Source organism: Cohaesibacter sp. CAU 1516 (assembly GCF_005771485.1).
GTDB classification, from domain to species: domain Bacteria; phylum Pseudomonadota; class Alphaproteobacteria; order Rhizobiales; family Cohaesibacteraceae; genus Cohaesibacter; species Cohaesibacter intestini.
Genome location: NZ_VANT01000001.1, coordinates 1,029,237 through 1,052,916 on the forward strand (window position 1 = coordinate 1,029,237; position 23,680 = coordinate 1,052,916).

Below are 23,680 nucleotides of genomic sequence, written 5' to 3' on the forward strand. Positions count from 1 at the left end.
CAGGTCAGCCCTTTTGCTGCCCCAATGTCATGTGAGTGTTGCAAATTGAAATCGGGCAGAATAAGTCTTTGCCTTAGCGGTGTGGTATGCGATTTGCTCGCGCGACGATTCTTGGAGCATTGCGCGGATCGCTGAGCGCACCATGCAAGGGGCTGCCGTCGGGTGATCGACGGGCAACCTGCCTGGGCGACAGGGTGAGCGACAGGGCGGGCCAACAGAAGCAATAGGGACAGATATGATAATTTGGCGATTCTTCGGCTTTCTTTTTGCCGCAGGTTCCGTTCTGTTCATCGTAGCGGCGATGGCTGTCTATATTTTCCTCAACTCCATGATGCAGGGGCTGCCGGACTTTACGGCGCTGAGGAATTATGAGCCGCCCGTGATGACACGCATTCATGCAGGCAATGGTGAGCTGATGGCAGAATATGCCCGCCAGCGTCGCCTGTTCCTGCCGATTCAGGCTATTCCGGATCGTGTGAAACAGGCCTTCCTGTCCGCCGAGGACAAGAATTTCTATGATCATGCGGGTATCGATTATTTCGGCATTGGTCGCGCCGTGTTGACCAACATCCGAAATTATGGGCAAAACCGCCGTCTGGTTGGTGCTTCGACGATTACCCAGCAGGTCGCAAAGAACTTTCTTCTTACCTCCGAGCAGTCTTATGAGCGCAAGATCAAGGAAGCCCTGTTGTCGATGCGTATCGAACAGGCCTTCAGCAAGGATGAGATCCTTGAACTCTATTTGAACGAGATTTTTCTTGGTATCGGCTCCTACGGGATTGGCTCAGCGGCTCTGCACTATTTTGACAAGTCGGTGCATGAGCTCAATCTGGCAGAAATCGGTTATCTGGCTGCGTTGCCGAAAGCGCCGAACAATTATCACCCGATCCGTCGAACCGATAAGGCCATCGAGCGGCGCAACTGGGTGATCGATCAGATGGTCAATAATGGCTATGTGACGGTCGAGGAGGCCAATCAGGCCAAGGCCATGGATCTGGAAGTGAAGATGCGGTCGCGCGGTGCGCACATCTTCGCCGCGGACTATTTTGCCGAAGAGGTGCGCCGTTGGATCGGTGAAGAATTTGGTGAAGACAAACTCTATAATGGTGGCCTGTCTGTGCGGACCTCGCTGAATGTCGGGCTGCAACAGGAAGCCCGCAAAGCCCTGAGCGATGGCCTCGTTGCATTTGACCACACCAAGGGGTGGCGCGGTCCGGTGACGACCATCGATCCTTCTGGCGATTGGGGACGCAAGCTTGCCAAGGTTGAGCCGCTGAGTGATGTGCCGGAATGGCAATTGGCTGTCATCCTGTCGGCAGAGGGCAAGGAAGCGAGCGTTGGCTTGCAGCCCGAAATTGACGAGACGGGTAAATTGTCTGCGGAGCGGACGACCGGTGTGATTTCGGTTTCCGACCTCAAATGGGCCAAATGGGAAAGTGGTGATCGCAAGGGTAAAGCTGTCAAAGCGGTGTCCGATGTGTTTCAGCCCGGCGATGTGGTCTATGTCAGCAGCAAGGGCGAGGGGAGCAAATATGACCTTCAGCAGGTGCCAGAAGTCTCTGGTGCGCTGATCGCCATGGATCCCTATACGGGTCGTGTGCTTGCCATGGCTGGCGGCTTTTCCTTTGCCCAGAGCCAGTTTAACAGGGCCACGCAGGCCTACCGTCAGCCCGGTTCTTCCTTCAAGCCGTTTGTCTATGCAACGGCACTGGACAACGGCTATACGCCGTCCAGTGTGGTCATGGATGCGCCGATCGAAATCCAGCAGGGTGGTGGTCAGGGCATCTGGCGACCCCAAAACTATGGTGGCAAATTCTATGGTCCATCTACCCTGCGCCTTGGCATTGAGCGGTCACGTAACGTGATGACCGTGCGTCTGGCGCAGGATATGGGCATGCCTCTGGTGGCGGAATATGCACAACGGTTCGGCATCTATGACAATCTGATGCCTGTGCTTTCCATGGCTCTGGGGGCCGGTGAGACGACCGTGCTGCGGATGGCAACGGCCTATTCCATGCTGGCCAATGGCGGGCGACGGATTACGCCGACCTTTGTCGACCGGGTGCAGGATCGCTATGGCAAGACCATCTACAAACATGACCAGCGGATTTGTGAGCAATGCAATGTTCAGAGCTGGGCCTATCAGGATGAGCCTCAGGTCGTTGACAATCGGGAACAGGTGCTCGATCCGATGACCGCCTATCAGATCACCTCCATGATGGAGGGGGTCGTGCTGCGCGGCACTGCGCCGGTTGTGCGTAAGGTAGGCAAGCCGATTGCTGGCAAGACCGGCACCACCAACGACGAGCGCGATGCCTGGTTTGTGGGCTATTCGCCGGATCTGGTGGTTGGCGTCTATGTGGGCTATGACCGACCGCGGCCGATGGGGCGCAAGGCGTCAGGTGGTGGATTGGCAGCCCCGATCTTTACCGACTTCATGAAGGTGGCATTGGCTGATCAGCCGAAAAAGCCTTTCCCGGTTCCGGAAGGGTTGCAGCTCATTCCGATTGATCGCCGCACGGGGCTTAGAGAATCTGCCAGCGGTGAAGGGGTGATTCTGGAAGCCTTCAAGCCCGGCACTGCGCCGCCTGACAGCTATTCGATCATCGGTTTCACCGAGGATATGGGGCGCCCGGTTTCCGCCCAGGAAGCCGAACGGGCCTTGACGCAAGGCACGGGCGGTCTGTATTAAGACCCATCATTTTCTTTCAGTCAGGCGGATGGCGTACTTGCGGCATCCGCTTTGTCATGAACGGTTGCCGGGCAGGGATGCTTCCTCCCGGTTTTTTGAAAGCAAAGCGAAAAGACAATGCGCGCAGAAATTCAAAATGTGGTCGACGAAATCAAGCAGGGTCTTGCTCTGCTGAGGAGGCATCTTTGACTGGGATACAGCCCAGAAACGCCTTTTAGAGTTGAATAATCTCGCCGAAGATCCAACCTTGTGGAACGATCCGCAGGAAGCCCAGAAGCTGATGCAGGAGCGCCAGAAGCTGGAATCGGCGATCAATGGTTTCAATCGTGCCACGCAGGATCTGGAAGACTCGATCGAACTCATCGAAATGGGTGAGATGGAAGAGGATGCCGATATCGTTGCGGACGCCGAGGCGACCTTGCAGGGATTGCTTTCCGAGATCACGCGTCAGCAGATCGAAACCCTGTTGTCCGGTGAGGCCGATAGCAATGATTGCTATATCGAGGTGCATTCGGGTGCCGGTGGTACGGAGAGCCAGGACTGGGCGTCCATGCTGCTGCGCATGTATACGCGCTGGGCTGAAAAGGCAGGCTTCAAGGTCGAGGTCATGGAAGTGACGCCGGGCGAGGAGGCGGGCATCAAGGCTGCGACCATCATGGTCAAGGGCGAGAATGCCTATGGCTGGGCCAAAACGGAGAGTGGCGTGCATCGTCTGGTGCGCATTTCGCCCTTTGACAGTCAGGCGCGTCGCCATACCTCATTCTCCTCGATCTGGGTCTATCCGGTGATCGATGATTCCATCGATATCGAGATCAATGAGAGCGATTGCCGCATCGATACCTACCGCGCCTCCGGGGCGGGTGGTCAGCACGTCAATACGACCGACTCTGCGGTTCGTATCACGCACCAGCCGACGGGCATTGTGGTGCAATGTCAGAACCAGCGCTCCCAGCACAAAAACCGGGCGCAGGCTTGGGACATGCTCAAGGCGCGTTTGTATGAGCGCGAGTTGCAGATCCGCGAAGACAAGGCCAATGCGGAGGCGGCCAGCAAGACCGATATTGGCTGGGGTCATCAGATCCGGTCGTATGTCTTGCAGCCCTACCAACTGGTCAAGGATTTGCGTACCGGGGTGGAAAGCACCAGTCCGGGGGATGTGCTTGATGGTGCCTTGACACCTTATATGGAAGCGGCGCTTGCTCAGCGCGCCTATGGCGATGGCGACGAAACGCCAATCGAAGACATTGTCTGATCTGATTGATCGACAAAAGAAAAGCCCGGTTTCGACCGGGCTTTTTTTGTGCCTGCATTTCGCTGCTGTTATTTCAAAGGCGTGTCGGATCAAATCAGGTGCCGAAGCTCTTTTCCTGCAGACAGGAAAGCGTAAGGATCAACAGCCTTGCCGTGGACGCGGGTCTCAAAGTGCAAGTGCGGCCCGGTTGACCGGCCCGAGGAACCGACCTTGCCCAGAATAGTGCCCTTGTTGACCTTTTCGCCCTTCTTCGCCAATGCCTTGCTCATATGGGCGTAGCGGCTGATGACACCGCCGCCATGATCCACTTCAACCATGATGCCATAACCGGAAATGCGACCGGACCGGGTTACCACACCACTGCCGGAGGCGCGAATGGATGTGCCATACCGTTCCGCCAAATCGACGCCTGAATGCATCGACATGCGGTTCAGGAACGGATCCTTGCGAACGCCAAAGCGGCTTGACAGGCGTGCCGTGGGCAAGGGATGGGAGATGGGAAGCCTGCTGACATTGCGCTTGAGTTGCATGAAATGGTCGAGTGCCAGTGTCACCTGTTCGGCTTTTTCCGCCAGTTCGTCATGATCAAGTTCTGCGGTGATCGGGACATAAGGTCCACCAACCGCCAGTTGCTCGGATTTTTCGATCTTCACGCCAAGCTTGGCAATGCGCTGTTCGACGCTGGCGGTCTTTTTGCGAATGTCATTGAGCAGATTGTGCAGGATGGCCTGACTGTCGAGCATCTCGGTTTCCAAGCGGCTGGCTGCGTCTGCCAACTTGACGATGGTGGTGTTGTCTTCCTTCACTTCCAGCGTGTCGATGATCGAAGTTGGTTTCAACCCGAGGGGTGCTGTATCAGCCACCTGGATACTGCCGGTCGGCGTCATGTCCTTTGCCAAGCTCTGGGAGGATCGAAAACCCAGTTTGGCCAGTTCGCGAAAACGATTGGATATGTTTTCTCGGGAATCAAAACCGACATCAAATCCTACATCGACAGCGGATGCTGCAGCCACTTTTGTCGGTATTTCAGCGCTCTGGGCTGGTGCCTTTGCCTGCTTGTCTTTGTTCTTGGCGCGCCATGGGGCGGTTTTGGGAAGGGGAACCTTCAAATCAGACCGAATCGTCATGCCTGCTTTGCGTGCTTTATTGAGAATCGGCTCAAGCACCGAGGAATAGGCTTCAAAGTCCGCCTGTTTGCGCATCAGGTTCTGGACATGGGTTTCCATCACCTGCTGATCGATCATCTGACGGCTGGCGACCCGGTCCAGCTGGGCGCGAAGATGGGCAATGCGATCTTCATAGGCATTCTGCGCCAGTGCCTGCTCGGAACGGGAAAAGCTAATGATTTCATCACGAAATACGAGATAGGCGGTGGCAGAGAGATAAAGGCAGCTGAAAATGAGGCCAACGATGATTACGCTCGTCACAATCCACGGACGGATCGTGAAATCCTGCACGACATCACCATGGGCGATGATGATCCGGTGTGGTTCGGTGCGTCTACCAAATTCGCGACGGTTACTCTGGGAAAGCATTTGCATCCATACTCGTTATTTGGCTCGATAGTCAGCCAGACAGCCTCTCCTATTAAGCTGCGAGTATGGTTAATTTTTCGTTACTGATCGTGATTTCAGCGGTTGGTTGAAAGAGCCAATTTCGTTTAGAAACCGTGTGTTAGCGCTTTCCAAATGGTTAATGTGAAAAGCGTTTTCATTGCTAAATATATGCAATTACAGCATTTGCATTTGGTCGCCAGAGCTGCTGCCGCGCCTGCTTTTCAGGGCAGGCGCTGCCTTGCAGGTTATGCCTTCAGTGCCTTGGTGGCTTCGAGCACTTCGGCTGCGTGACCCTTCACTTTGACTTTTGGCCAGATTCTGGCCAGCTTGCCATCTGCATCGATCAGGAAGGTGGAGCGTTCGACGCCCATATAGGTCTTGCCATACATCTTCTTTTCCACCCAGACTCCATAGGCTTCGCAGACCTCTTTTTCCGTATCGGCGGCGAGGGTGACTTTCAGGTCATGCTTGGCGACGAAGTTTTCGTGTTTCTTGACACTATCGGGCGAGATGCCAATGATACCGGCGCCAAGGGCTGCAAAATCGTCTGCCAATTGTGAAAAATCGAGCGCTTCGGTCGTGCATCCTGGCGTGTTGTCCTTAGGGTAGAAATAGACGATGACCGGCTGGCCTTTCATGGTGCTCAATGTGATCGTGTTGCCGCCATTGACGGGCAGGTTGAAATCGGGAGCGGGTGCCCCTTCCTGAAGCATTGCTGTCTGATCGCTCATCTGGCCATCCTTTCGACTCTTTCATGTGGCATTGGATTGGTACAGTTTTATTGCCTTGTCTGTCGAATGTCTTGTCCCTTCGCTGTTTCGTTTTCTTATTTACGAAGTGGTTTGGTTGCTGGACCTGCATCAGCGCCGTTTGTTCGGAGCGAAAAGCGGGGCAAGATGACCTTGTTGCTCTCTTTGCTGCGATGATGAGGACAAAGCTCTTGTGAGCGCCCCGAATCTGGCCTAACAGGAATAGAGCGGGACGTGAGCATATTTCGGTCGTCTTGCCGGCTAAGCGAAGATGGAGACACAAGAATCTTGACCGATAACGCGGGCCCAGAGCAACAGCGAGAGACTTTACCAGACGAACCGGTTTCGGGTGCTGTGAGTGCAAGCGATGAGACCCTTCCGGTTGCCGTAAGGTCATCCAGTTGGTTGCGGAAGACCCTCTGGGGACTGTCTGGGCTATTGGTTCTTGTGGTTTTGCTGGTCGGGTTGGTCTTGGTCCGATTGTCGATTGCGCCTGTTTCCGTTAGTGGCTTTCTCAACCAGATTGAGGCCTTGGCCGAAGGGGCTTTGCCGGAAGGACAGAGCCTCGAAATTGAGGATGCTCTGGTGAGTTTTGCTGATCAGGGCGGTCTGGCGTTGCGCCTTTCCGGCATTTCGCTCAAGGATCCGGACAAGACGCTGTTGTCAGCACCACGGATTGATCTTGTGGTTGGCCTGCTTGATCTGATTTCGTCGAAACTTCGTCCCACTGAAATCTATATTCCGGAAATGATGGCGCATGTGCGACGGGATGAAAATGGCCGCATTTTGATTGCCGGGCAGGATCCCGGGGCCGATGAAGAAGTATTTGGTCCGCCGGTCCGATCGCAGGCGATTTTCTACGACCCTGATGAGCCGGAATTCGTTTCTCTCGCCTATTCGATGCGTCGCGCCATCAAGCCGCTGACCGATCCGGATTTGACCAAGCGGCCGCCTCGTATCCTGATCCGTAATACCGAGATTGCGTTGGAAGACGAGATCGAAGGAAGCAGCCGCAGTTTTCACAATGTCGCTCTGTCCTACAATCCGACCGGTGCGGAGGATGATCTCTGGCGCATCGATTTTGCCGCGGACGGCCACAATGGCCGGATCGCCTTTGCGATGGCTGAGTATCCGCTTGAGGAAGACCAGAAGGGTGAAGAGGGGCGCTCGATCGAGCTGCGTTTCGCCGATCTCTCTCTGGCCGACTTGGCGCCACGCTTTGCCGACAAGAGCCAGAATTTCCAGTTTGCGGCTTCCTTGTATGGAGCGGCTCGTTTCGACTTTGATCTGAAGGGCGAGCTGGTTGACATGCGCACGGCACTGGATGTGGGGGCCGGGCAGCTGGAATTTGATGCCGAGGACAGCACCTATCTTGATGAGGCCAGTTTTCGGCTGGACTGGGACCCGGGTATTCGGGCGATGAAGCTTGAGCGTGGCAAGGTGTTGTTTGGCGAAACCGGTGGTGAGTTTCGTGGTGTGGCCGTCTGGCCGGAAACGCAGGATGGCGACATTCGCATTGCACTTGAAGGTGCAGATATCAAGCTCGCCGCGCGGGACAATCCAAATCCGGCCAAGTTTCTCAAGCAACTGATCCTGAACATGAAAGTAGGCCGTGAGAGCGGTGTTTCGACCATTGAACGCTTTGCTGCCATCGCCGATGAGGGCAACGTTCAGGGATCAGGCTCAATGGCATGGGTCAATGGAGAATTGACGGCGACCATGACGTTTGTCGCGTCCGCAATGCCCTATGATCTGCTGGGGGCAATCTGGCCTGTGCCGATTGCCAATGGGGCCCGTCAATGGATCATTGAGAATATTGGGGCAGGCCAAATGACGGGCGGCACCATAGAACTGTCGCTCACCGAGAGCATGCTGGAGCGCAATGAGGACAACCGTCTGATCTTGCCTGACGAAGCTGTTCTGGTTCGTTTCGGGGCCAAGGATCTGCGTATCAAGGGCTTTGGCGATTTGCCACCAGCGGAAAAGGTGGACGGATCGGGGGTTATCACCGGGCGCACATTTGTCGCCTCGATTGATGAGGGCTATTTCCTGACCAAGGCAGGGCGTCGGTTCCCAATCAATTCGGGTTTGATCGAAATTCCCGATCACTCGGAAAAGCCGCCCATCGGTGTCGTTGTTGTTGACGGAGAAGGGGATGCTGCTGCGCTCGGGGAAATCGCCGATAGTGATCCGCTCAATGTGCTGGCTCAGGAAAAACACAAACCCGGAGACCTGTCAGGGCGTGCTCATGCCCGCGTGAAGGTGCGCTTTCCGTTCCTCAAGGACCTGAAGAAGGAAGAGGTCGACTATAGCGCCAAGATTGAGCTCAAGGATTTTGCCAGCGCGGCGTCGATCCGCGGCTACAAGCTGAATGATGCCACCTTATCGATCAATACCGATGGATCCCGCATCGCCATTGTTGGCAATGGCTTGGTTGACGGATTGAAGACGGATCTCGATCTTGTCACCTCGACGGATGATTCCGTGGCCTTTTCTTCCAAATTTGCGCTCAAACTGGATGACGATGATCGCCGCAAGATGGGGTTTGATCTGTCGGACTGGTTGCGCGGACCGATCTTTGTCAAGGCTCGCCAGGACGGCAATGAAGAGGGCGTGACCCACTTTGAGGTCGATCTAACCAAGGCTGTGATTGCGCTGGATGAAATCGGCTGGAGAAAAAAGGCCAATGTACGTGGTACGGCCATCTTCGCATTGGCTGACAAGGGTGGGCTTCTGTCTGTGCGTGACGCCAAGTTGACGGGGGATGGCTTCGATGCTGTTGGCTCGGCAGAGATCGACAAGCAAAGTGGCTTGCAGAAACTGACTGTGGCCAATCTTCGTCTCAGCCGCGGCGATCGGTTGCGTCTTGATGTGGTCCAGAGCCAACCTGATTTCTATACGGTGCGTCTGACTGGTGACCTGTTGGATCTGCGTGGCAAGTTCCTCTCGGGCAGCATCGGGGCTCCTACCCAGAAGGGTGCTGCGCCGACGGGCAGCTACCGGATCAATATGGCCGTGAAAAGGATTATCGGTCTGTCCGGTCATACCTTATCCGATTTTACGGCCAGCATCCTGACGATGAAGGGCAAGGACAAGAGCATCAAGGCCAAGGGGCTGATTGATGGGCGGTCGCAATTGTCTGTTGATACCAAACAGGACAAGCATCCGACCGTTCAGATCTCCAGTGGCGATGCAGGCGCGTTGTTGCGCTTCACCGGGGCGCTGGATCGGGTGTTGGGTGGTCGACTGGCCATGTCGGTTGCCTTGCAGGATGGCTGGGACAAGGTGTCCGGCTCGGTGTTGATGAAGGATTTTAATCTCTCTGGCCGGGTGCAGCAGCAACGCGAACAAAGTGGGTCAGGGCAACAGGTTAGCAATGACTTCGCCAAACTAACCCTGCAATTTTCGGGTCAGGATGGGATCTATCGCATTCGCGACGGTGTTTTGAAAAGTGCCTCTCTTGGGGCGACTATGGGCGGCAGCCTCAATTTGAAGGAAAAGACCCTTTCGCTGGGCGGGACCTATATTCCGGCTTATGGTCTCAATAATATTTTCAGCCGGGTGCCGGTGTTGGGGCGGATCATTGGCGGGCGCAAGAATGAAGGTCTGATCGGCATCACCTTCAAGGTGAAGGGAAGCCTGTCGAATCCGGAAGTCTTCATCAACCCGGCCTCTGTATTGGCACCGGGTGTGTTCCGGCAGATTTTCGAGTTCAATCGATAGTGTCACACCATGTCGCACACCAAAAAAGGCTCCCCGAAGGGAGCCTTTTCACGTTGGTTGCAGCGTCTCTTGCCGTGGCTGCCTAGCTCAGTTTGAGCAACACATGCTTCTTCTTGCCCATGGACAGCTTGATGACGCCATCCGGATTGAGATCGGCTTTGGTGATCAAGGCGGTCTCATCGGCGACTGGGGCGTCATTGAGCTTGAAGGCGCCACCCTTGATCGAGCGGCGGGCTTCACCGTTGGATTTGGCAAGGCCAGCTGTGACAAAGGCACTCAGAACGCCCAGACCTGCATCGAGATCACTTTGCGCAATGTCGATCGTCGGCAGGTTGGCGGCAGATGCCTGACCTGCCTCAAAGGTCTTGCGGGCGGTTTCAGCGGCTTCTTCTGCTGCGGTACGGCCATGGATCAGAGCAGTGGCTTCGGTTGCCAGAATCTTCTTGGCTTCGTTCAGCTCGTTGCCTTCCAGTGCCTCAAGGCGTTTCACTTCATCCATCGGCATGGTGGTGTAGAGCCGTAGGAAGCGACCGACATCGGCGTCGCCGGCATTGCGCCAGAACTGCCAGTAATCGTATGGGCTATACATGTCGCCCCGCAGCCAGACCGCGCCATCGACAGACTTGCCCATTTTCGAGCCGTCCGACTTGGTGATCAGGGGCACGGTCAATGCGAAGGTCTCGGTCTGGTTCATCCGGCGGCACAGATCAATACCGGAGACGATGTTGCCCCATTGGTCCGATCCACCCATCTGCAAGCGGCAGCCATATTCCTTATTCAGCACCGTGTAGTCATAGGCCTGAAGGATCATGTAGTTGAGCTCGATGAAGGAGAGGGCCTGTTCGCGCTCAAGGCGCAAACGAACGGAATCGCGGGCCAGCATCTGGTTGACCGAGAATTTCGATCCGACATCGCGCAGGAATTCGATATAATTGAGCTTCAGGAGCCAGTCCGCATTGTCAACCTGAACGGCGTCGGTTGCGCCTTCGCCAAAGGTCAGCAGCTTGGCGAAGATATCACGGATGCTTTCCTTGTTGTCCTGAATTTTGGCTGGAGTCAGCAGTTGGCGCGTTTCATCGCGGCCGGACGGATCGCCCACCATGGTGGTGCCGCCACCCATCAGGGTGATCGGGCGGTGGCCGGTCTGTTGCAGCCAATGCAGCATCATGATGGAAACCAGATTGCCCACATGCAGGGAGGCTGCGGTGCAATCATAGCCCGTATAAGCAGTAACCGTTTCCTTGCAAAAGAGTTGATCCAGCCCTTCCGGGTCCGAGCACTGATGAATGAAGCCACGCTCATTCAGGGTGTGTAGAAAGTCGGATTTGAAGGCGGTCATAGCCGCTTTTCTCCTTCATTAAACGGTTGTTGCTTCTTAATGATCTTTGGGATGGGTTGTCGCCGGGCGACGGACACCCCAAATAATCTAACATGGCTTGAAATGGACCGGACGAGTGTCTGGCCGTGTTTTGACCATGGTAAGGTGGTTTGGTTCCCTCGGCATTTCCGGCAATAGGTCTATTGCCAAACTTGCATTAGGATGATGCTTCGCTGACGGGATGTGTCGGACGCACCACGGGCCGACTGTCTAGCAAAGATCGCATTAAAGATCACTAGCAAGATTGAGAGAAGGGGACAAAATGGCTAAGAATGACGCAAAAATGTCGATCGCTGTGGGTCTGATGAGCGGAACGTCCTGCGATGGTGTGGATGCCGCCCTGATCGAGACAGACGGTACGCAATTTGTCCGTCCGCTTGCGTCGGTCTTTCGTCCCTATAGCGATGAAGAACAAGGCCTGTTGAGACAGGCGCTTGTGGATGCGCGCGATCTCAAGGACCGCACAGCGCGTCCGGGTGCGCTTGCCAAGGCTGAAGACCTGATCACCGAGGCGCACAAACAGGCTGTTGAAAGCCTGTTGGCCAGTGACAAGGGCAAAAAGCACCGTCCCGACGTGATTGGCTTTCACGGTCAGACGGTTTGGCATGATCCGGCCAATCGTCTGACGGTGCAGATCGGTGATGGACAGGCGCTTGCAGACGCCTTTGGTCTACCGGTGGTGCATGATTTCAGAGCGGCGGATGTAGCGCTTGGTGGGCAGGGTGCCCCTTTGGTTCCGGTCTATCACAGTGCCATTCAACAACAGCTGGATTTGCCGCTGCCGATTGCTTTTGTCAATATTGGCGGCGTGGCGAACATCACCTTCATTGGCGCGAGCGGTATGATGATTGCCTTTGACTGTGGACCGGGCAATGCGCTGATCAATGATTTTGTGCGCGAGAAGGCTGGCCTTGAGATGGATGAGGGCGGCAAGCTGGCGCGGGCCGGGACGATCGACTATCTGGTGCTGGCGACAATCATGGCCGATCCCTATTTCCGCAAGCCGGCCCCCAAGTCCCTTGACCGGAATGCCTTTGACATGTCCGCTGTGATGGACAAAAGCCTTGAAGATGGCGCGGCGACCCTTGCCGCCCTGACAGCGGAAACCATTGCACTTGGCCTTGAGCATATGGAGCAATTGGAGCGGCACCCGGCCGAAATGGTCGTGATCTGTGGCGGCGGGCAGCATAATCAGTTTCTGATGGACCAGCTGCGCGGTGCCTTGGACATGCCGGTCATGCCAGCGGATGATCTGGGATGGAAGGGCGACACGATGGAGGCGGAAGCCTTCGGCTATTTGGCTGTGCGGTCACAATTGGGATTGCCGCTGACTTATCCGGGCACAACCGGAGTTGCAAAGCCGACATGCGGTGGTGTGTTGGCCGAGCCTTCCGTGGCTGATAATGCTTGATGCCGCTGCGTGATTGCAGTTTGCCAATTGACCCTTTTTGACAGGCTGCAGATGGCAGAAGGCTGTTGCCTTCTGTGATCAACCGCTTATGGTCTGACGCATTCGAGTTTGTCCTGAACCGATGTTCCGGGTCTCTGCTGGAGTGTGTCTGATGGTCCTTCTGCGCGCCGCGTCGCGATGTCTTCTGCTTGCCTTTGCTCTTGTTCTGATCGCGCCTTCTGGCGCTCAGGCTGACATGGATGCGTGGTCTGCCTATCTTGCCAAGCGCGAGGTGCAGACCGGCAAGGAGATTGGTGATCTTGACTTGATTCATGATCGCTGGTTGTTGCGCTCACGCAGTCTGGAAAGCGTTTATCTGGGCTTTCCGATGACCCGGATGACCTATGACAAACGCTATATTCTGCCTGATACAGATGCCTTCGCCGCGTTGGAAGGCCTTTTCAAGGAACCCAAGGTGGGCTTGCGGTTTGCGCCAGACGGCATCAAACTCGCGTTCATCGGCATGCCTTTTGAGAAAAAGCGCAAACTGTATGATCTGTCTACCAAGACAAGGGTGTGGGCCGAGTTGTTCCTTGATCGCAAAAGGATCGCCAACACCGATGTCTATATGGTCAATCCGGTGGCCTTCATTCTGCCGATGAATTTCCTTGAGGGACTGGACGAGAAAGGCTTCCTTGCGCGGATGCAGGAGGGCTGGCAATGGCGGGTTCGGGTCTATTATGGCGACGAGGTGGGCTATGTCTATTCTGGCCCGCTGGCTGAAGCGGAAAAGGCGTTGACCATGGTGCGTGATGAGCTTGACTGGCGTCAGGCGCAAAAAGCCCGAGGGGCGACGTCGCAGAGCAATCTGGATTTTTGGTAACGCGCTTCATAGACACAAAAAAGCCGCCCGTATGAGGCGGCTTTTCCTTTTGCAGACGTTCAGGTCTAGATCTGAAGGGCGCTTTCTGCCTGATCTCCGCCTTCGGTCACATCCTCAAGCTGGGATGGATCAAAGCCGATACGGCGATCAAGATAGTTGGCACAGACATTGATCAGCTGATCGGTTTCTTCCTTGAAGAAGTGGTTGGCACCAGGAATGATTTCCTGATCGATGACAATGCCCTTCTGGGTTTTCAGCTTGTCAACGAGGGCCTGCACATCTTTGTGTGGCACCACCTTGTCCATGCCGCCATGGGTGATGAGACCGGAGGACGGACAAGGGGCAAGGAAGGAAAAATCATAAAGGTTGGCCGGTGGGGCAATCGAAATGAAGCCCTCGACTTCCGGACGGCGCATCAGGAGCTGCATGCCGATCCAGGCGCCAAAGGAGAAGCCGGCAATCCAGACACCCGGTGCTTCGGAATGATAGGTCTGGACCCAATCGAGCGCGGCGGCTGCGTCAGACAGTTCGCCAACACCGTGGTCAAACGTACCCTGTGATCGGCCGACACCGCGGAAGTTGAAGCGCAGCACGGTGAAGCCACGTCGTGCGAACATATAATAGAGATTATAGATAATCTCGTTGTTCATCGTGCCACCAAAGCGGGGGTGCGGATGAAGAATAAGTGCAATGGGAGCCTTGCGATTCTTTGACGGATGCAAACGGCCTTCCAGGCGCCCCGCAGGGCCATTGAAGATCACCTCTGGCATATATGCCCGGTCCTCTCTCTATCGTTGTTGCTTCATCAGGGGCTTTGCGCCCTTGATCACCTGCCTTCTGCGCGTCGCCGCAGCATTTGTGTGTAAATGCTTATTTTTTGCGACATGCAAAACGGATATAACTTGACTGCGTGAGGCAAGTTTTATAGCGTTAATTTAGAATGGTTCAAAACTGAAGGCGGGTGCTCCTTGTTGTGTATCCTACATAGCACGAAGCAACACACCCATTTCAAGTCTTTTAGTTGTGATGATCGCTGAATTCTTGTGTGACTGCGTGTAGCCGGGTCGAAGACCAGATCTTTGAGCCTGATACCTTTATTGGGACCGTGATATCTTTGCTGGCGAATGAATAACGATGCTCAGAGCTTATCTTGATCATAATGCGACATCTCCTTTACGTCCCGGCGTGCGCGATGTGATGCTGGCTGCTTGGGAGGTGAGCGGTAATCCGTCGTCCGTGCATATGGAAGGACGGGCCGCGCGTGGCTTGATAGAGAAGGCGCGGCTGCAGGTCGCGGATTTGGTTGGTGCGCGGGCAGGGGATGTGATTTTCACCTCCGGGGCCAGTGAAGCCAATATGCTGGCTTTGTCGCCCGAGATGAAAGAGGCTTATGCGCCAAGCCCGGCTTCGCATTTGTATTTGAGCGCCATTGAGCATCCTTCTGTTCGCGAAGGCGGGCGCTTTGCAGCTCAGGCGGTAAGCGAAATTCCTGTCAATAGCGACGGAATTGTTGATCTGGCCGCTTTGCGCACCATGCTGGACGCTCATGATCCTGCCGCGGGACGGGCGATGATTGCTGTCATGGCGGTCAACAGCGAGACCGGCGTCATTCAGCCAATCAATGCAATTGGTCAGCTTGCCTCCGAGTTCAATGCCTATTTTCATCTCGATGCAGTGCAGGCGGCTGGACGCATCCCGCTTCTCATGGCCGAAATAGGTTGTAGCAGCCTGTCTCTGTCTGCGCATAAGCTCGGTGGACCGAAGGGGGTCGGGGCGTTGGTGATGGCAGCAGAGGGACTGGAGCCTCAGCCGCTGATCACTGGGGGGCCGCAGGAAAATCGTTTGCGTGCAGGCACCGAGAATGTCGCGGGCATCGCTGGCTTTGGTGAGGCCTGTTTCAATGCGGAAAACGCGCTGACATCTGCTGAAGGTATTGTCAAGCAAAAAGCCTTGCGCGACGCCTTTGAAGCCGCGCTTGTTGCCATGGCACCCGAAGTGATCATTTTCGGTCAACAAAGCCCGCGTGTTGGCAATAGCTGCCAATTTGCCATTCCGGGTCTGAAGGGCGAAACAACCTTGATTCAGCTTGATCTGGGTGGCGTTGCTGTCAGTTCTGGCTCGGCCTGCTCGTCAGGCAAGGTAACGGCCTCTCATGTGTTGACCGCAATGGGATATAGCGTGGATGTGGCCAGTGGAGCCATCCGGGTGAGCTTTGGTTGGAACAGCGAAGAGGCGGATTTGTCGCGACTGATCATGCAATTGCGGAAAATATGCGAGAAAAACTCAATAAATACGGCCCGCCTTGTTGAGAATGCCTAGGGTGAATGCCTATATAGGGCATAAGCGAATTCGTAATCGCTTGTTTTTGCAAGTGATTATCAAAAAGAACTGGATGGTTTCACCACACGTATCTGGGTGAAACATCAAGGTGAAATGGGATGTTGCATTACCTGCCATCGGATGTCCCGGACGGTTTCACCTTGCTGGCGGTGTTGTTGCCAGTCCGACGATGATGCAGAGGAGAGTGGCTGAAAAGCCCATTGACCGGCGGTCCTTGAAACCGCTCAACATGGAGTAGCAAATGGCTGCTGTTAAGGAGACGGTCGATCAGGTCAAACAGATCGACGTTGACCAATATAAATATGGCTTCGTGACGGAGATCGAGACGGAAAAAGCGCCGCTCGGTCTGAGTGAAGAGGTGATCCGTTTCATTTCGGCGAAAAAGACAGAGCCGGAATGGATGCTGGAATGGCGACTGGATGCTTATAAGCGCTGGTTGACCATGGAAGAGCCCACATGGGCCAAGCTCGATTATCCGAAACCGAAATTCAACGATATCTATTATTATTCTGCCCCAAAGGGGTCGGATGGACCCAAAAGCCTCGACGAAGTGGATCCCGAACTGCTTCGCACCTATGAGAAGCTTGGAATTCCGTTGCAGGAGCAGGAAATTCTGGCCGGTGTGTCGGAAGAAGATCGCCAATATTCAAGGGTCGCGGTTGATGCCGTGTTCGATTCCGTGTCGGTGGCAACCACCTTCAAGGAAGAGCTGAAGAAAGCGGGCGTGATTTTCTGTCCCATTTCGGAAGCAGTGCGGGACTATCCTGAACTGGTGCAGAAATATCTCGGCTCCGTTGTGCCGGTAACTGACAATTTCTATGCGACGCTAAACAGCGCGGTCTTCACTGACGGATCCTTCGTCTATGTGCCGCCGGGCGTGCGTTGTCCGATGGAGCTGTCGACCTATTTCCGGATCAATGAACAGAATACCGGTCAGTTCGAGCGGACCCTGATCATTGCCGACAAGGGCTCTTATGTGTCCTATCTGGAAGGCTGCACCGCGCCTCAGCGTGACGAAAACCAGCTGCATGCGGCGGTTGTCGAGCTGATCGCGCTGGAAGATGCCGAGATCAAATATTCGACGGTCCAGAACTGGTATCCCGGCGACAGCGAAGGCAAAGGTGGCATCTATAACTTCGTCACCAAGCGTGGCGATTGCCGCGAGAAAAATGCCAAAATTTCCTGGACGCAGGTTGAGACCGGCTCTGCCATCACCTGGAAATATCCAAGCTGCATTCTTCGCGGGGAAAATTCCGTTGGTGAATTCTACTCGATCGCCATTTCTAATGGCCGTCAGCAGATCGACAGTGGCACCAAGATGATCCATCTGGGCAAGAATACCTCGTCGCGGATTATCTCGAAGGGCATTTCTGCCGGGCGCTCGGACAATACCTATCGTGGTCTTGTCTCCGCTCACAAAAAGGCATCCAACGCGCGCAACTTCACTCAGTGTGACAGTTTGCTGATCGGCGATCAGTGTGGGGCGCATACGATCCCTTACATTGAAAGCAAGAATGCCTCGGCCATTTTCGAGCATGAAGCCACCACCTCCAAAATCTCCGATGATCAGATGTTCTATTGCAGGGCACGTGGCATTGGCGAAGAGGAAGCTGTGGCGCTGATCGTCAATGGGTTCGTCAAGGATGTCATTCAGCAATTGCCGATGGAATTTGCCGTCGAAGCGCAGAAGCTGATCGGTATTTCGCTTGAAGGGTCTGTTGGTTAAGGGAATTCCATGTCCAACGAAACGAAACATCCAATTGTCAATCTGGCCGATCTGGAGCTTGTCTCCGGTGGCAATGGCGGGGCGTTCCAGTCCCAGCTGGGGCGGATTGGCGGGCTGATTGGTCTTGGCAAGCTTGGCATGATGTTGACCATCGTAGAGCCAGGCAAGAAGGCCTACCCACATCACGCCCACTCGGCCAATGACGAGGCTTTCGTCATTCTCGAGGGTGAGGGGATCTATCGTTTCGGGACTGAGGAATTTCCGATCAAGGCTGGTGACATTCTGGCGGCGCCTGCGGGCGGGCCGGAGGTTGCTCATCAGATCCTCAATACTGGCTCGGTGACCATGAAATATCTCGGCATCTCGACCAAGGTTGAGCCCGAGATCGTGGAATATCCGGATTCTGGCAAGTTTGCAGCGGTCGCGCGACTGAAAGGCGAGAGCTTTTTGTCCGGTGAATTCGTTCATATCGGCCGCCGAACGGACTCATATGATTACTGGGATGGCGAAGCGTAAAGACGTGACGCCCCAAAGGGAATAAACACTATGTTGGAAATCAAAAATCTTCATGCCGAAGTGGAAGGCAACAAAATCCTCAACGGCATCAACCTGACCATCAAGGCTGGCGAAGTGCATGCCATTATGGGGCCGAACGGCTCTGGCAAGTCGACGCTCTCCTACGTGCTCGCTGGCAAGGATGATTATGAAATCACCGAGGGCGAGATCCTGTTCTTCGGCGAGAATGTGCTCGAAATGGACCCTGAAGAGCGTGCGGCTGTTGGCCTGTTTCTTGCCATGCAATATCCGATCGAAATTCCGGGCGTGTCGAACATGACCTTCCTGAAGACCGCTCTGAATGCCCAGCGGATCGCACGCGAAGAAGGGGAGATCAAGACCCCTGATTTCATGAAGAAGGTCAAGGAACTGTCTGCCCAGTTGAATGTCACGCAGGAAATGCTGCGCCGACCGCTCAATGTCGGCTTCTCCGGTGGCGAGAAGAAGCGCAACGAAATCTTGCAGATGGCACTGCTTGAGCCAAAGCTTTGCATTCTCGATGAGACCGATTCCGGTCTCGATATCGATGCCCTGCGTATTGTCTCTGACGGCGTCAATGCTTTGCGTTCGCCAGAGCGTTCGATGCTGATCATCACCCACTATCAGCGCCTGCTCGACTATATCGTGCCGGACGTGGTGCATGTGATGTATAAGGGCCAGATCGTGAAATCGGGCGACAAGGATCTTGCCTTGCAGTTGGAAGAAAAAGGCTATGCCGAATTTACCGGCGAAGCTGCGGCTTGAGTGGGGAGACGTTGATGACAAATCCTGTAATCAAAACGGCCGCCGATGAAGCGCTTGAGGCTGTCCTCAAGAATGCGCAAGGTGGTTTGGTCGGTGAGGCACGCTTTGCATCCCTCAGAGCCGATGCCATTTCCCTGTTTGAGGCCGAAGGTCTGCCAAACAAGCGTGTTGAGGATTGGAAATATTCCGACCTCAAACGAATGATGCCCGCCGATGTTGCTTTGTCGGAGCCAGCTGATGAGGCGGTTCTGACGTCCTTGCTGTCTGAGCTGAATATCCTTCAGGGTGTTGATCGGGCGCGTATTGTGCTGGCCAATGGGGCTTTCATGGCCTCCTTGTCCAATCTCGACAAGATTGATGCGTCTGTCAGCGTCAAATCCGTTGCCGAAGCCCTGCAGGCGGGGACTTTCGTAATTGACGACCCTGAGGTTGCCAAGGACGATATCGCCCTGTCGCTCAACACCGCTTTGCTGCAGGATGGTGTGGTGATCGAAGTGGCGGAAGGGGCTGATGTCTCCATGCCAATCGAGATCTGCAACATCGTTTCCGGTGGCGGTCTCTCTACCGTGCGCAGTCGTGTGGTGGCTTCAAAGGGTGCAAAAGTCTCGATTGTTGAGACTTTCATTGGTGATGAAACAGCCTACCAGCTCAACAGTGCCATTGACTATCGCATTGCCGATGAAGCGGAAGTGCATGTCATGCGTCTGCTGCGCGATGGTTCGGAAGCGGTGCATGTGGGCTCGACAACCGCCATTCTGGGTAGTCAGGCGCGCTTTGAGCATTTCACCATGTCGACGGGCAGCAAGTTCGTTCGGTCGCAGTCTTTCGTGCGCTTCGAGGGTGAGCATTCCGATGCCGACCTGTTCGGTGCGACAATCGCCGATGGCTCGCAGCATAGTGACATCACCTTGAAGGTTGACCATGCGGTGCCGCACTGCAACTCCAAGGAACAATATCGCACGGTGCTTGATGACAAGGCAGAAGGCGTGTTCCAGGGCAAGATCTTTGTGCGTCAGCCTGCCCAGAAGACTGATGGCCAGATGATGAGCCAAGCGCTTCTGCTGTCCGAGGATGCGGCCTTCTACAACAAGCCAGAGTTGGAGATCTTTGCCGACGATGTAGTCTGTGGCCATGGCGCGACCTGTGGAGAGCTGGATGAAGATCTGCTCTTCTATCTGCGGGCTCGTGGCATTTCCCATGATTATGCCAAGAAGATGCTGGTGCTGGCCTTCCTTGCCGAAGCGGTTGAAAATGTTTCGAACGAACAGTTCGTTGAAGCGCTGGAAGCCTATATTGCGGACCGCCTAGGGGTGGACCACTAACCTCTGGAGGGCCTCGTGTCCGGTTTGAAAAGGGATGAAAGACAATGCAGTCCCCGATAATGGCCCCTGTGGCCGACTATGACGTTGATGCCATTCGGGCGGATTTCCCAATCCTGTCTCGGGAAGTCTATGGCAATCCGCTGGTCTATCTCGACAATGGCGCCTCTGCGCAGAAGCCGCAGGTTGTGATTGACGCGGTGACCCGGTGCTACAGCGAAGAATATGCCAATGTCCATCGCGGGCTGCATTTCCTTTCCAATACGGCAACCGACAATTTTGAGGCGGCGCGTGAAAAAGTGCGCCGCTTCCTCAATGCCCCGTCTGTTGACAATATTATTTTCACGCGCTCTTCGACCGAAGCCATCAATCTGGTGGCTCAGTCCTATGGCAGTCTGGTGCTCAAAGAAGGGGATGAGATCATCCTGTCGATCATGGAGCATCATTCCAACATTGTGCCGTGGAATTTCTTCCGCGAGCGGCTCGGTGTCGTGATCAAATGGGCGCCGGTCGATGAGGATGGCAACTTCCTGATGGATGAGTTTGAGGCGCTTTTGACGGAGCGAACGAAGATTGTTGCCATCACGCAGATGTCAAACGCGCTGGGAACGATCGTGCCGGTCAAGGAGGTTATCGAGAAAGCCCATGCAGCTGGTGCCAAGGTGCTGGTGGATGGCAGTCAGTCGGCGGTTCACATGCCGATCGATGTTCAGGATCTTGATGCCGATTTCTTCGCCATGACCGGCCATAAGCTATACGGACCTTCGGGCATTGGTGTGCTCTATGGCAAGGCCGAGCTGCTGGATGCCATGCCTCCCTTTATGGGCGGTGGCGAGATGATCAAGGATGTCACGCTTGATGGCGTCACCTATGGTGTGCCTCCGCATAAGTTCGAGGCAGGAACGCCACCAATTGCACAGGCTATTGGCTTGGGCGCTGCTCTTGACTATATTGATGGTATCGGGCGCGACAGGATCGCTGCCCATGAAGAGGCCTTGAAGACATATGCTCACGAAAAGCTGTCGGGGATCAATTCCCTGCGCATCATTGGGCAGGCCAAGGACAAGGGTGCGATTGTTTCCTTTGAAATGGAAGGAATTCATGCCCATGATATTTCAATGGTTATCGATCGTTCCGGTGTGGCTGTTCGGGCTGGAACACACTGCGCGCAGCCCTTGCTGACACGCTTTGGCGTGACCTCGACCTGTCGGGCGTCGTTCGGGCTTTACAATCGCAAGGAAGAGGTGGACGCGCTTGCTGAAGCCTTGATGAAAGCGCAGGCCTTCTTTAGCTGATATGTGAGATGAGCGCCGCAAGGCTGGCGCACTTGATATGGAAAGATGACATGAGCGATACGTCACAGGAAAACCAGACCCCGGAGAAAGACGTTGAGGCGGCAAGCGCAGCGCCGGGCTCCGCTATCCCGGCTGCCGAGCTGGAACAATTGACGTCGGATATCGTTGCTGCTCTGAAAACGGTTTATGACCCGGAGATTCCGGCTGATATCTATGAGATTGGCCTGATCTATCGGGTGGATATCGATGATGAGCGTAACATTGATATTGATATGACCCTGACCGCTCCGGGCTGCCCTGTGGCGGGTGAAATGCCGGGTTGGGTCGAGAATGCGGTCAATTCGGTGCCAGGTGTCGGCATGGTGACGGTCAACATGGTATTTGATCCGCCCTGGACCCCGGACCGGATGAGCGAAGAAGCGAAAATTGCCATCAACTGGTATTGATGAATGGGCCCTGATGGGCTGTGATAAGGGGATTTTTTCTCATGGTTGGAAGATTTCAGGTTTTGAGCATCACGGATGATGCGGCTGAGCGCATCCGTGAGATTGTTGCCAATGCGTCCGATCCGATCAAGGGCATCCGTGTGGGTGTCAAGAATGGGGGCTGCGCTGGTATGGAATATGTGCTCGACAAAGTTGTCGATCCTGATCCAAAGGACGATCTGGTCGAGGATAAGGGGGTGTCGGTTTATGTCGACCCCAAGGCGGTCTTGTTTTTGCTTGGCACCGAGATGGGCTATGAGGTCACAAAGTTCCGCACCGGTTTCACCTTTAACAATCCAAACCAGACCTCGGCCTGTGGCTGCGGGGAATCGGTTGCCTTGACGCCTGTTGATCCGACTGCGCTGGAAAGCATGCGAAAGGCGCAATAGTTGGTGACATGTTGTCGGATATAGAAAAAGCGGCTCAAGAGCCGCTTTTTTTGATTGTGATGGCGTCAGGCTGCGCCATTCTTGACGTCGACAGCGCCAACATCGGGATCTGTTTCGCATTTGACAAGGTTGCGACCGCCGCGCTTGGCGGCATAAAGGCACTGGTCTGCCCGTTCGATGAGATCCTGAACCTTGTCCCCCTTGGAGAAGGTCGAGCAGCCGATCGAAATGGTGATGCGGCCGAGATTTTCACCGGTCGAGCGTTTGATCAGTTCCTTGGCCATGACGGCCTTGCGGATATTTTCAGCAACCGACAGCGCCTGCTTGAGATTGGTGCGTGGCAGAATGACGCCAAATTCTTCCCCGCCATAGCGGCACGGGATATCCTGACCTTTGACATTCTGTTTGACCGCGACGGCAACAAGACGCAGGACCTGATCGCCGGTCTGGTGGCCGAAGGTGTCGTTGAATTTCTTGAAATGATCGATGTCGGTCATCAGCAAGGAAAGCGGTTCGCCGGTTTCCTCTGCTTCTTCCATGGCCTGTTCGAGCGAGCGATCGAAATGCTTGCGGTTAGCAAGTGTGGTCAAATCGTCGGTCAGAGACTCGTAGCGAATGGTGTCCAGCGACTGGCGCAGTTCGAGTACTTGCGCCTGCGATTCAGCCAGCTGTGTACTCAAGGCCCGGTTCTGGGATTCGACATCCTTGGTTTCGGAAATCAACTGCGCGACAATCTCGCGAATGACTTGACGGTCTTCGGTTTGTGACAGATTTTTCGAGGCACCTTTCAGGGCGTCGCCATAATGGTTGGCGGTGCTCAGATAGTCCTCGACCTCACGCACGATCGAACGCAATTCCGTCGAGATCTTGTTGCCCACTTCATCAACGCGATCACTGATGCGTGTGGGGGCCAGATGCTCGTTATAGATTGCGTCGATTTGCTTGAGAGAGATAGTGCCAGTGGAACGAAGAATGTCGTTAATTGCCTTGTTCAGGTTTCGATTGAAACCTGCGGCATAGGTATACCAAATTTCATAATTGCGAGGATATGCGGGCATCTGATTTTTCTTCAGATTGCCAAGCGCAGATTCCCCATAAATATAAGTGCGCTTATAATCACTGTTTTCCATTGCAACCCTTGCGCGAAACTAGTGCGCAAATCCTCTTTGTTTCCCCAAACTGGAAATACTTTAGTCAGGCAAGG

The 23,680-nt window shown here is 54.8% G+C and carries 18 protein-coding genes; 13 read left to right on the plus strand and 5 right to left on the minus strand.

Going from position 1 to position 23,680, the window contains the following annotated elements:
- The first annotated feature begins 241 nt into the window (after positions 1 to 241).
- Both FDK21_RS04755 and prfB read left to right on the plus strand, forming a co-directional pair.
- Positions 242 to 2,692, plus strand: a complete 2,451-nt coding sequence (locus tag FDK21_RS04755; RefSeq protein WP_138147949.1) for a penicillin-binding protein 1A — start codon at positions 242 to 244, stop codon at positions 2,690 to 2,692.
- Positions 2,693 to 2,809: 117 nt separating this feature from the next.
- Positions 2,810 to 3,944 (plus strand): peptide chain release factor 2 gene (gene prfB, locus FDK21_RS04760; RefSeq protein ID WP_114008942.1). Its coding sequence is split into 2 segments (ribosomal slippage): positions 2,810 to 2,878 and positions 2,880 to 3,944, totalling 1,134 coding nucleotides; the frame shifts between segments, so codons are not numbered across the junction.
- Between the two features lie 89 nt (positions 3,945 to 4,033).
- On the opposite strand, the gene FDK21_RS04765 is transcribed toward prfB, so the two are convergent.
- Both FDK21_RS04765 and bcp read right to left on the minus strand, forming a co-directional pair.
- Complete coding sequence (locus FDK21_RS04765; protein ID WP_210238669.1) at positions 4,034 to 5,479, minus strand: M23 family metallopeptidase; 1,446 nt, start codon at positions 5,477 to 5,479, stop codon at positions 4,034 to 4,036.
- A gap of 266 nt (positions 5,480 to 5,745) precedes the next feature.
- Positions 5,746 to 6,231, minus strand: coding sequence for a thioredoxin-dependent thiol peroxidase (gene bcp / locus FDK21_RS04770; RefSeq protein ID WP_210238670.1), 486 nt, complete (start codon positions 6,229 to 6,231; stop codon positions 5,746 to 5,748).
- A gap of 306 nt (positions 6,232 to 6,537) precedes the next feature.
- Between bcp and FDK21_RS04775 the strand changes: the two genes are divergently transcribed.
- The gene (locus tag FDK21_RS04775; RefSeq protein WP_138147661.1) at positions 6,538 to 9,972 is read left to right on the plus strand and encodes an AsmA-like C-terminal domain-containing protein; all 3,435 of its coding nucleotides are present in this window, start codon (positions 6,538 to 6,540) and stop codon (positions 9,970 to 9,972) included.
- Between the two features lie 82 nt (positions 9,973 to 10,054).
- Here the strand turns inward: FDK21_RS04775 and tyrS are convergent, their stop codons facing one another.
- A complete protein-coding gene (tyrS, locus tag FDK21_RS04780) occupies positions 10,055 to 11,311 on the minus strand; it encodes a tyrosine--tRNA ligase (RefSeq protein ID WP_138147662.1) in 1,257 nt (418 codons plus the stop codon).
- Positions 11,312 to 11,612: 301 nt separating this feature from the next.
- Between tyrS and FDK21_RS04785 the strand changes: the two genes are divergently transcribed.
- Positions 11,613 to 12,761, plus strand: a complete 1,149-nt coding sequence (locus tag FDK21_RS04785; RefSeq protein ID WP_246657485.1) for an anhydro-N-acetylmuramic acid kinase — start codon at positions 11,613 to 11,615, stop codon at positions 12,759 to 12,761.
- Between the two features lie 151 nt (positions 12,762 to 12,912).
- Entirely contained in the window at positions 12,913 to 13,623 is a 711-nt protein-coding gene (locus tag FDK21_RS04790) for a tryptophan 7-halogenase (protein ID WP_171021943.1), read from the plus strand.
- A 65-nt stretch (positions 13,624 to 13,688) separates the two neighbouring features.
- On the opposite strand, the gene FDK21_RS04795 is transcribed toward FDK21_RS04790, so the two are convergent.
- Positions 13,689 to 14,393 carry an alpha/beta hydrolase gene (locus FDK21_RS04795; RefSeq protein WP_114008937.1) on the minus strand — a complete coding sequence of 235 codons (705 nt, stop codon included), beginning with the start codon at positions 14,391 to 14,393 and terminating at the stop codon, positions 13,689 to 13,691.
- Between the two features lie 364 nt (positions 14,394 to 14,757).
- Here FDK21_RS04795 and FDK21_RS04800 point away from each other — a divergent pair, with 364 nt between their 5' ends.
- The 8 genes from FDK21_RS04800 to sufA all read left to right on the plus strand — a co-directional run bounded on the left by FDK21_RS04800 (position 14,758) and on the right by sufA (position 22,476).
- On the plus strand, positions 14,758 to 15,942 hold the full coding sequence (locus FDK21_RS04800; RefSeq protein ID WP_348639236.1) for a cysteine desulfurase family protein: 1,185 nt from the start codon (positions 14,758 to 14,760) through the stop codon (positions 15,940 to 15,942).
- Positions 15,943 to 16,204: 262 nt separating this feature from the next.
- The gene (gene sufB, locus FDK21_RS04805; RefSeq protein ID WP_138147665.1) at positions 16,205 to 17,689 is read left to right on the plus strand and encodes a Fe-S cluster assembly protein SufB; all 1,485 of its coding nucleotides are present in this window, start codon (positions 16,205 to 16,207) and stop codon (positions 17,687 to 17,689) included.
- A gap of 9 nt (positions 17,690 to 17,698) precedes the next feature.
- Positions 17,699 to 18,205 carry a cupin domain-containing protein gene (locus FDK21_RS04810; RefSeq protein ID WP_138147666.1) on the plus strand — a complete coding sequence of 169 codons (507 nt, stop codon included), beginning with the start codon at positions 17,699 to 17,701 and terminating at the stop codon, positions 18,203 to 18,205.
- Between the two features lie 30 nt (positions 18,206 to 18,235).
- Positions 18,236 to 18,988, plus strand: a complete 753-nt coding sequence (gene sufC, locus FDK21_RS04815) for a Fe-S cluster assembly ATPase SufC (protein WP_138147667.1) — start codon at positions 18,236 to 18,238, stop codon at positions 18,986 to 18,988.
- 14 nt (positions 18,989 to 19,002) lie between these two features.
- The gene (sufD, locus tag FDK21_RS04820; RefSeq protein ID WP_138147668.1) at positions 19,003 to 20,310 is read left to right on the plus strand and encodes a Fe-S cluster assembly protein SufD; all 1,308 of its coding nucleotides are present in this window, start codon (positions 19,003 to 19,005) and stop codon (positions 20,308 to 20,310) included.
- Positions 20,311 to 20,354: 44 nt separating this feature from the next.
- Positions 20,355 to 21,602 (plus strand): cysteine desulfurase, encoded by a 1,248-nt coding sequence (locus tag FDK21_RS04825; RefSeq protein ID WP_171021944.1) that lies wholly within the window; start codon positions 20,355 to 20,357, stop codon positions 21,600 to 21,602.
- Between the two features lie 50 nt (positions 21,603 to 21,652).
- Entirely contained in the window at positions 21,653 to 22,048 is a 396-nt protein-coding gene (locus tag FDK21_RS04830; RefSeq protein ID WP_114009645.1) for an SUF system Fe-S cluster assembly protein, read from the plus strand.
- Between the two features lie 41 nt (positions 22,049 to 22,089).
- Complete coding sequence (sufA, locus tag FDK21_RS04835) at positions 22,090 to 22,476, plus strand: Fe-S cluster assembly scaffold SufA (RefSeq protein ID WP_114008930.1); 387 nt, start codon at positions 22,090 to 22,092, stop codon at positions 22,474 to 22,476.
- Positions 22,477 to 22,541: 65 nt separating this feature from the next.
- Here sufA and FDK21_RS04840 read toward each other — a convergent pair whose 3' ends face one another.
- Positions 22,542 to 23,534 (minus strand): GGDEF domain-containing protein, encoded by a 993-nt coding sequence (locus FDK21_RS04840; protein WP_245418395.1) that lies wholly within the window; start codon positions 23,532 to 23,534, stop codon positions 22,542 to 22,544.
- Positions 23,535 to 23,680: the final 146 nt, after the last annotated feature.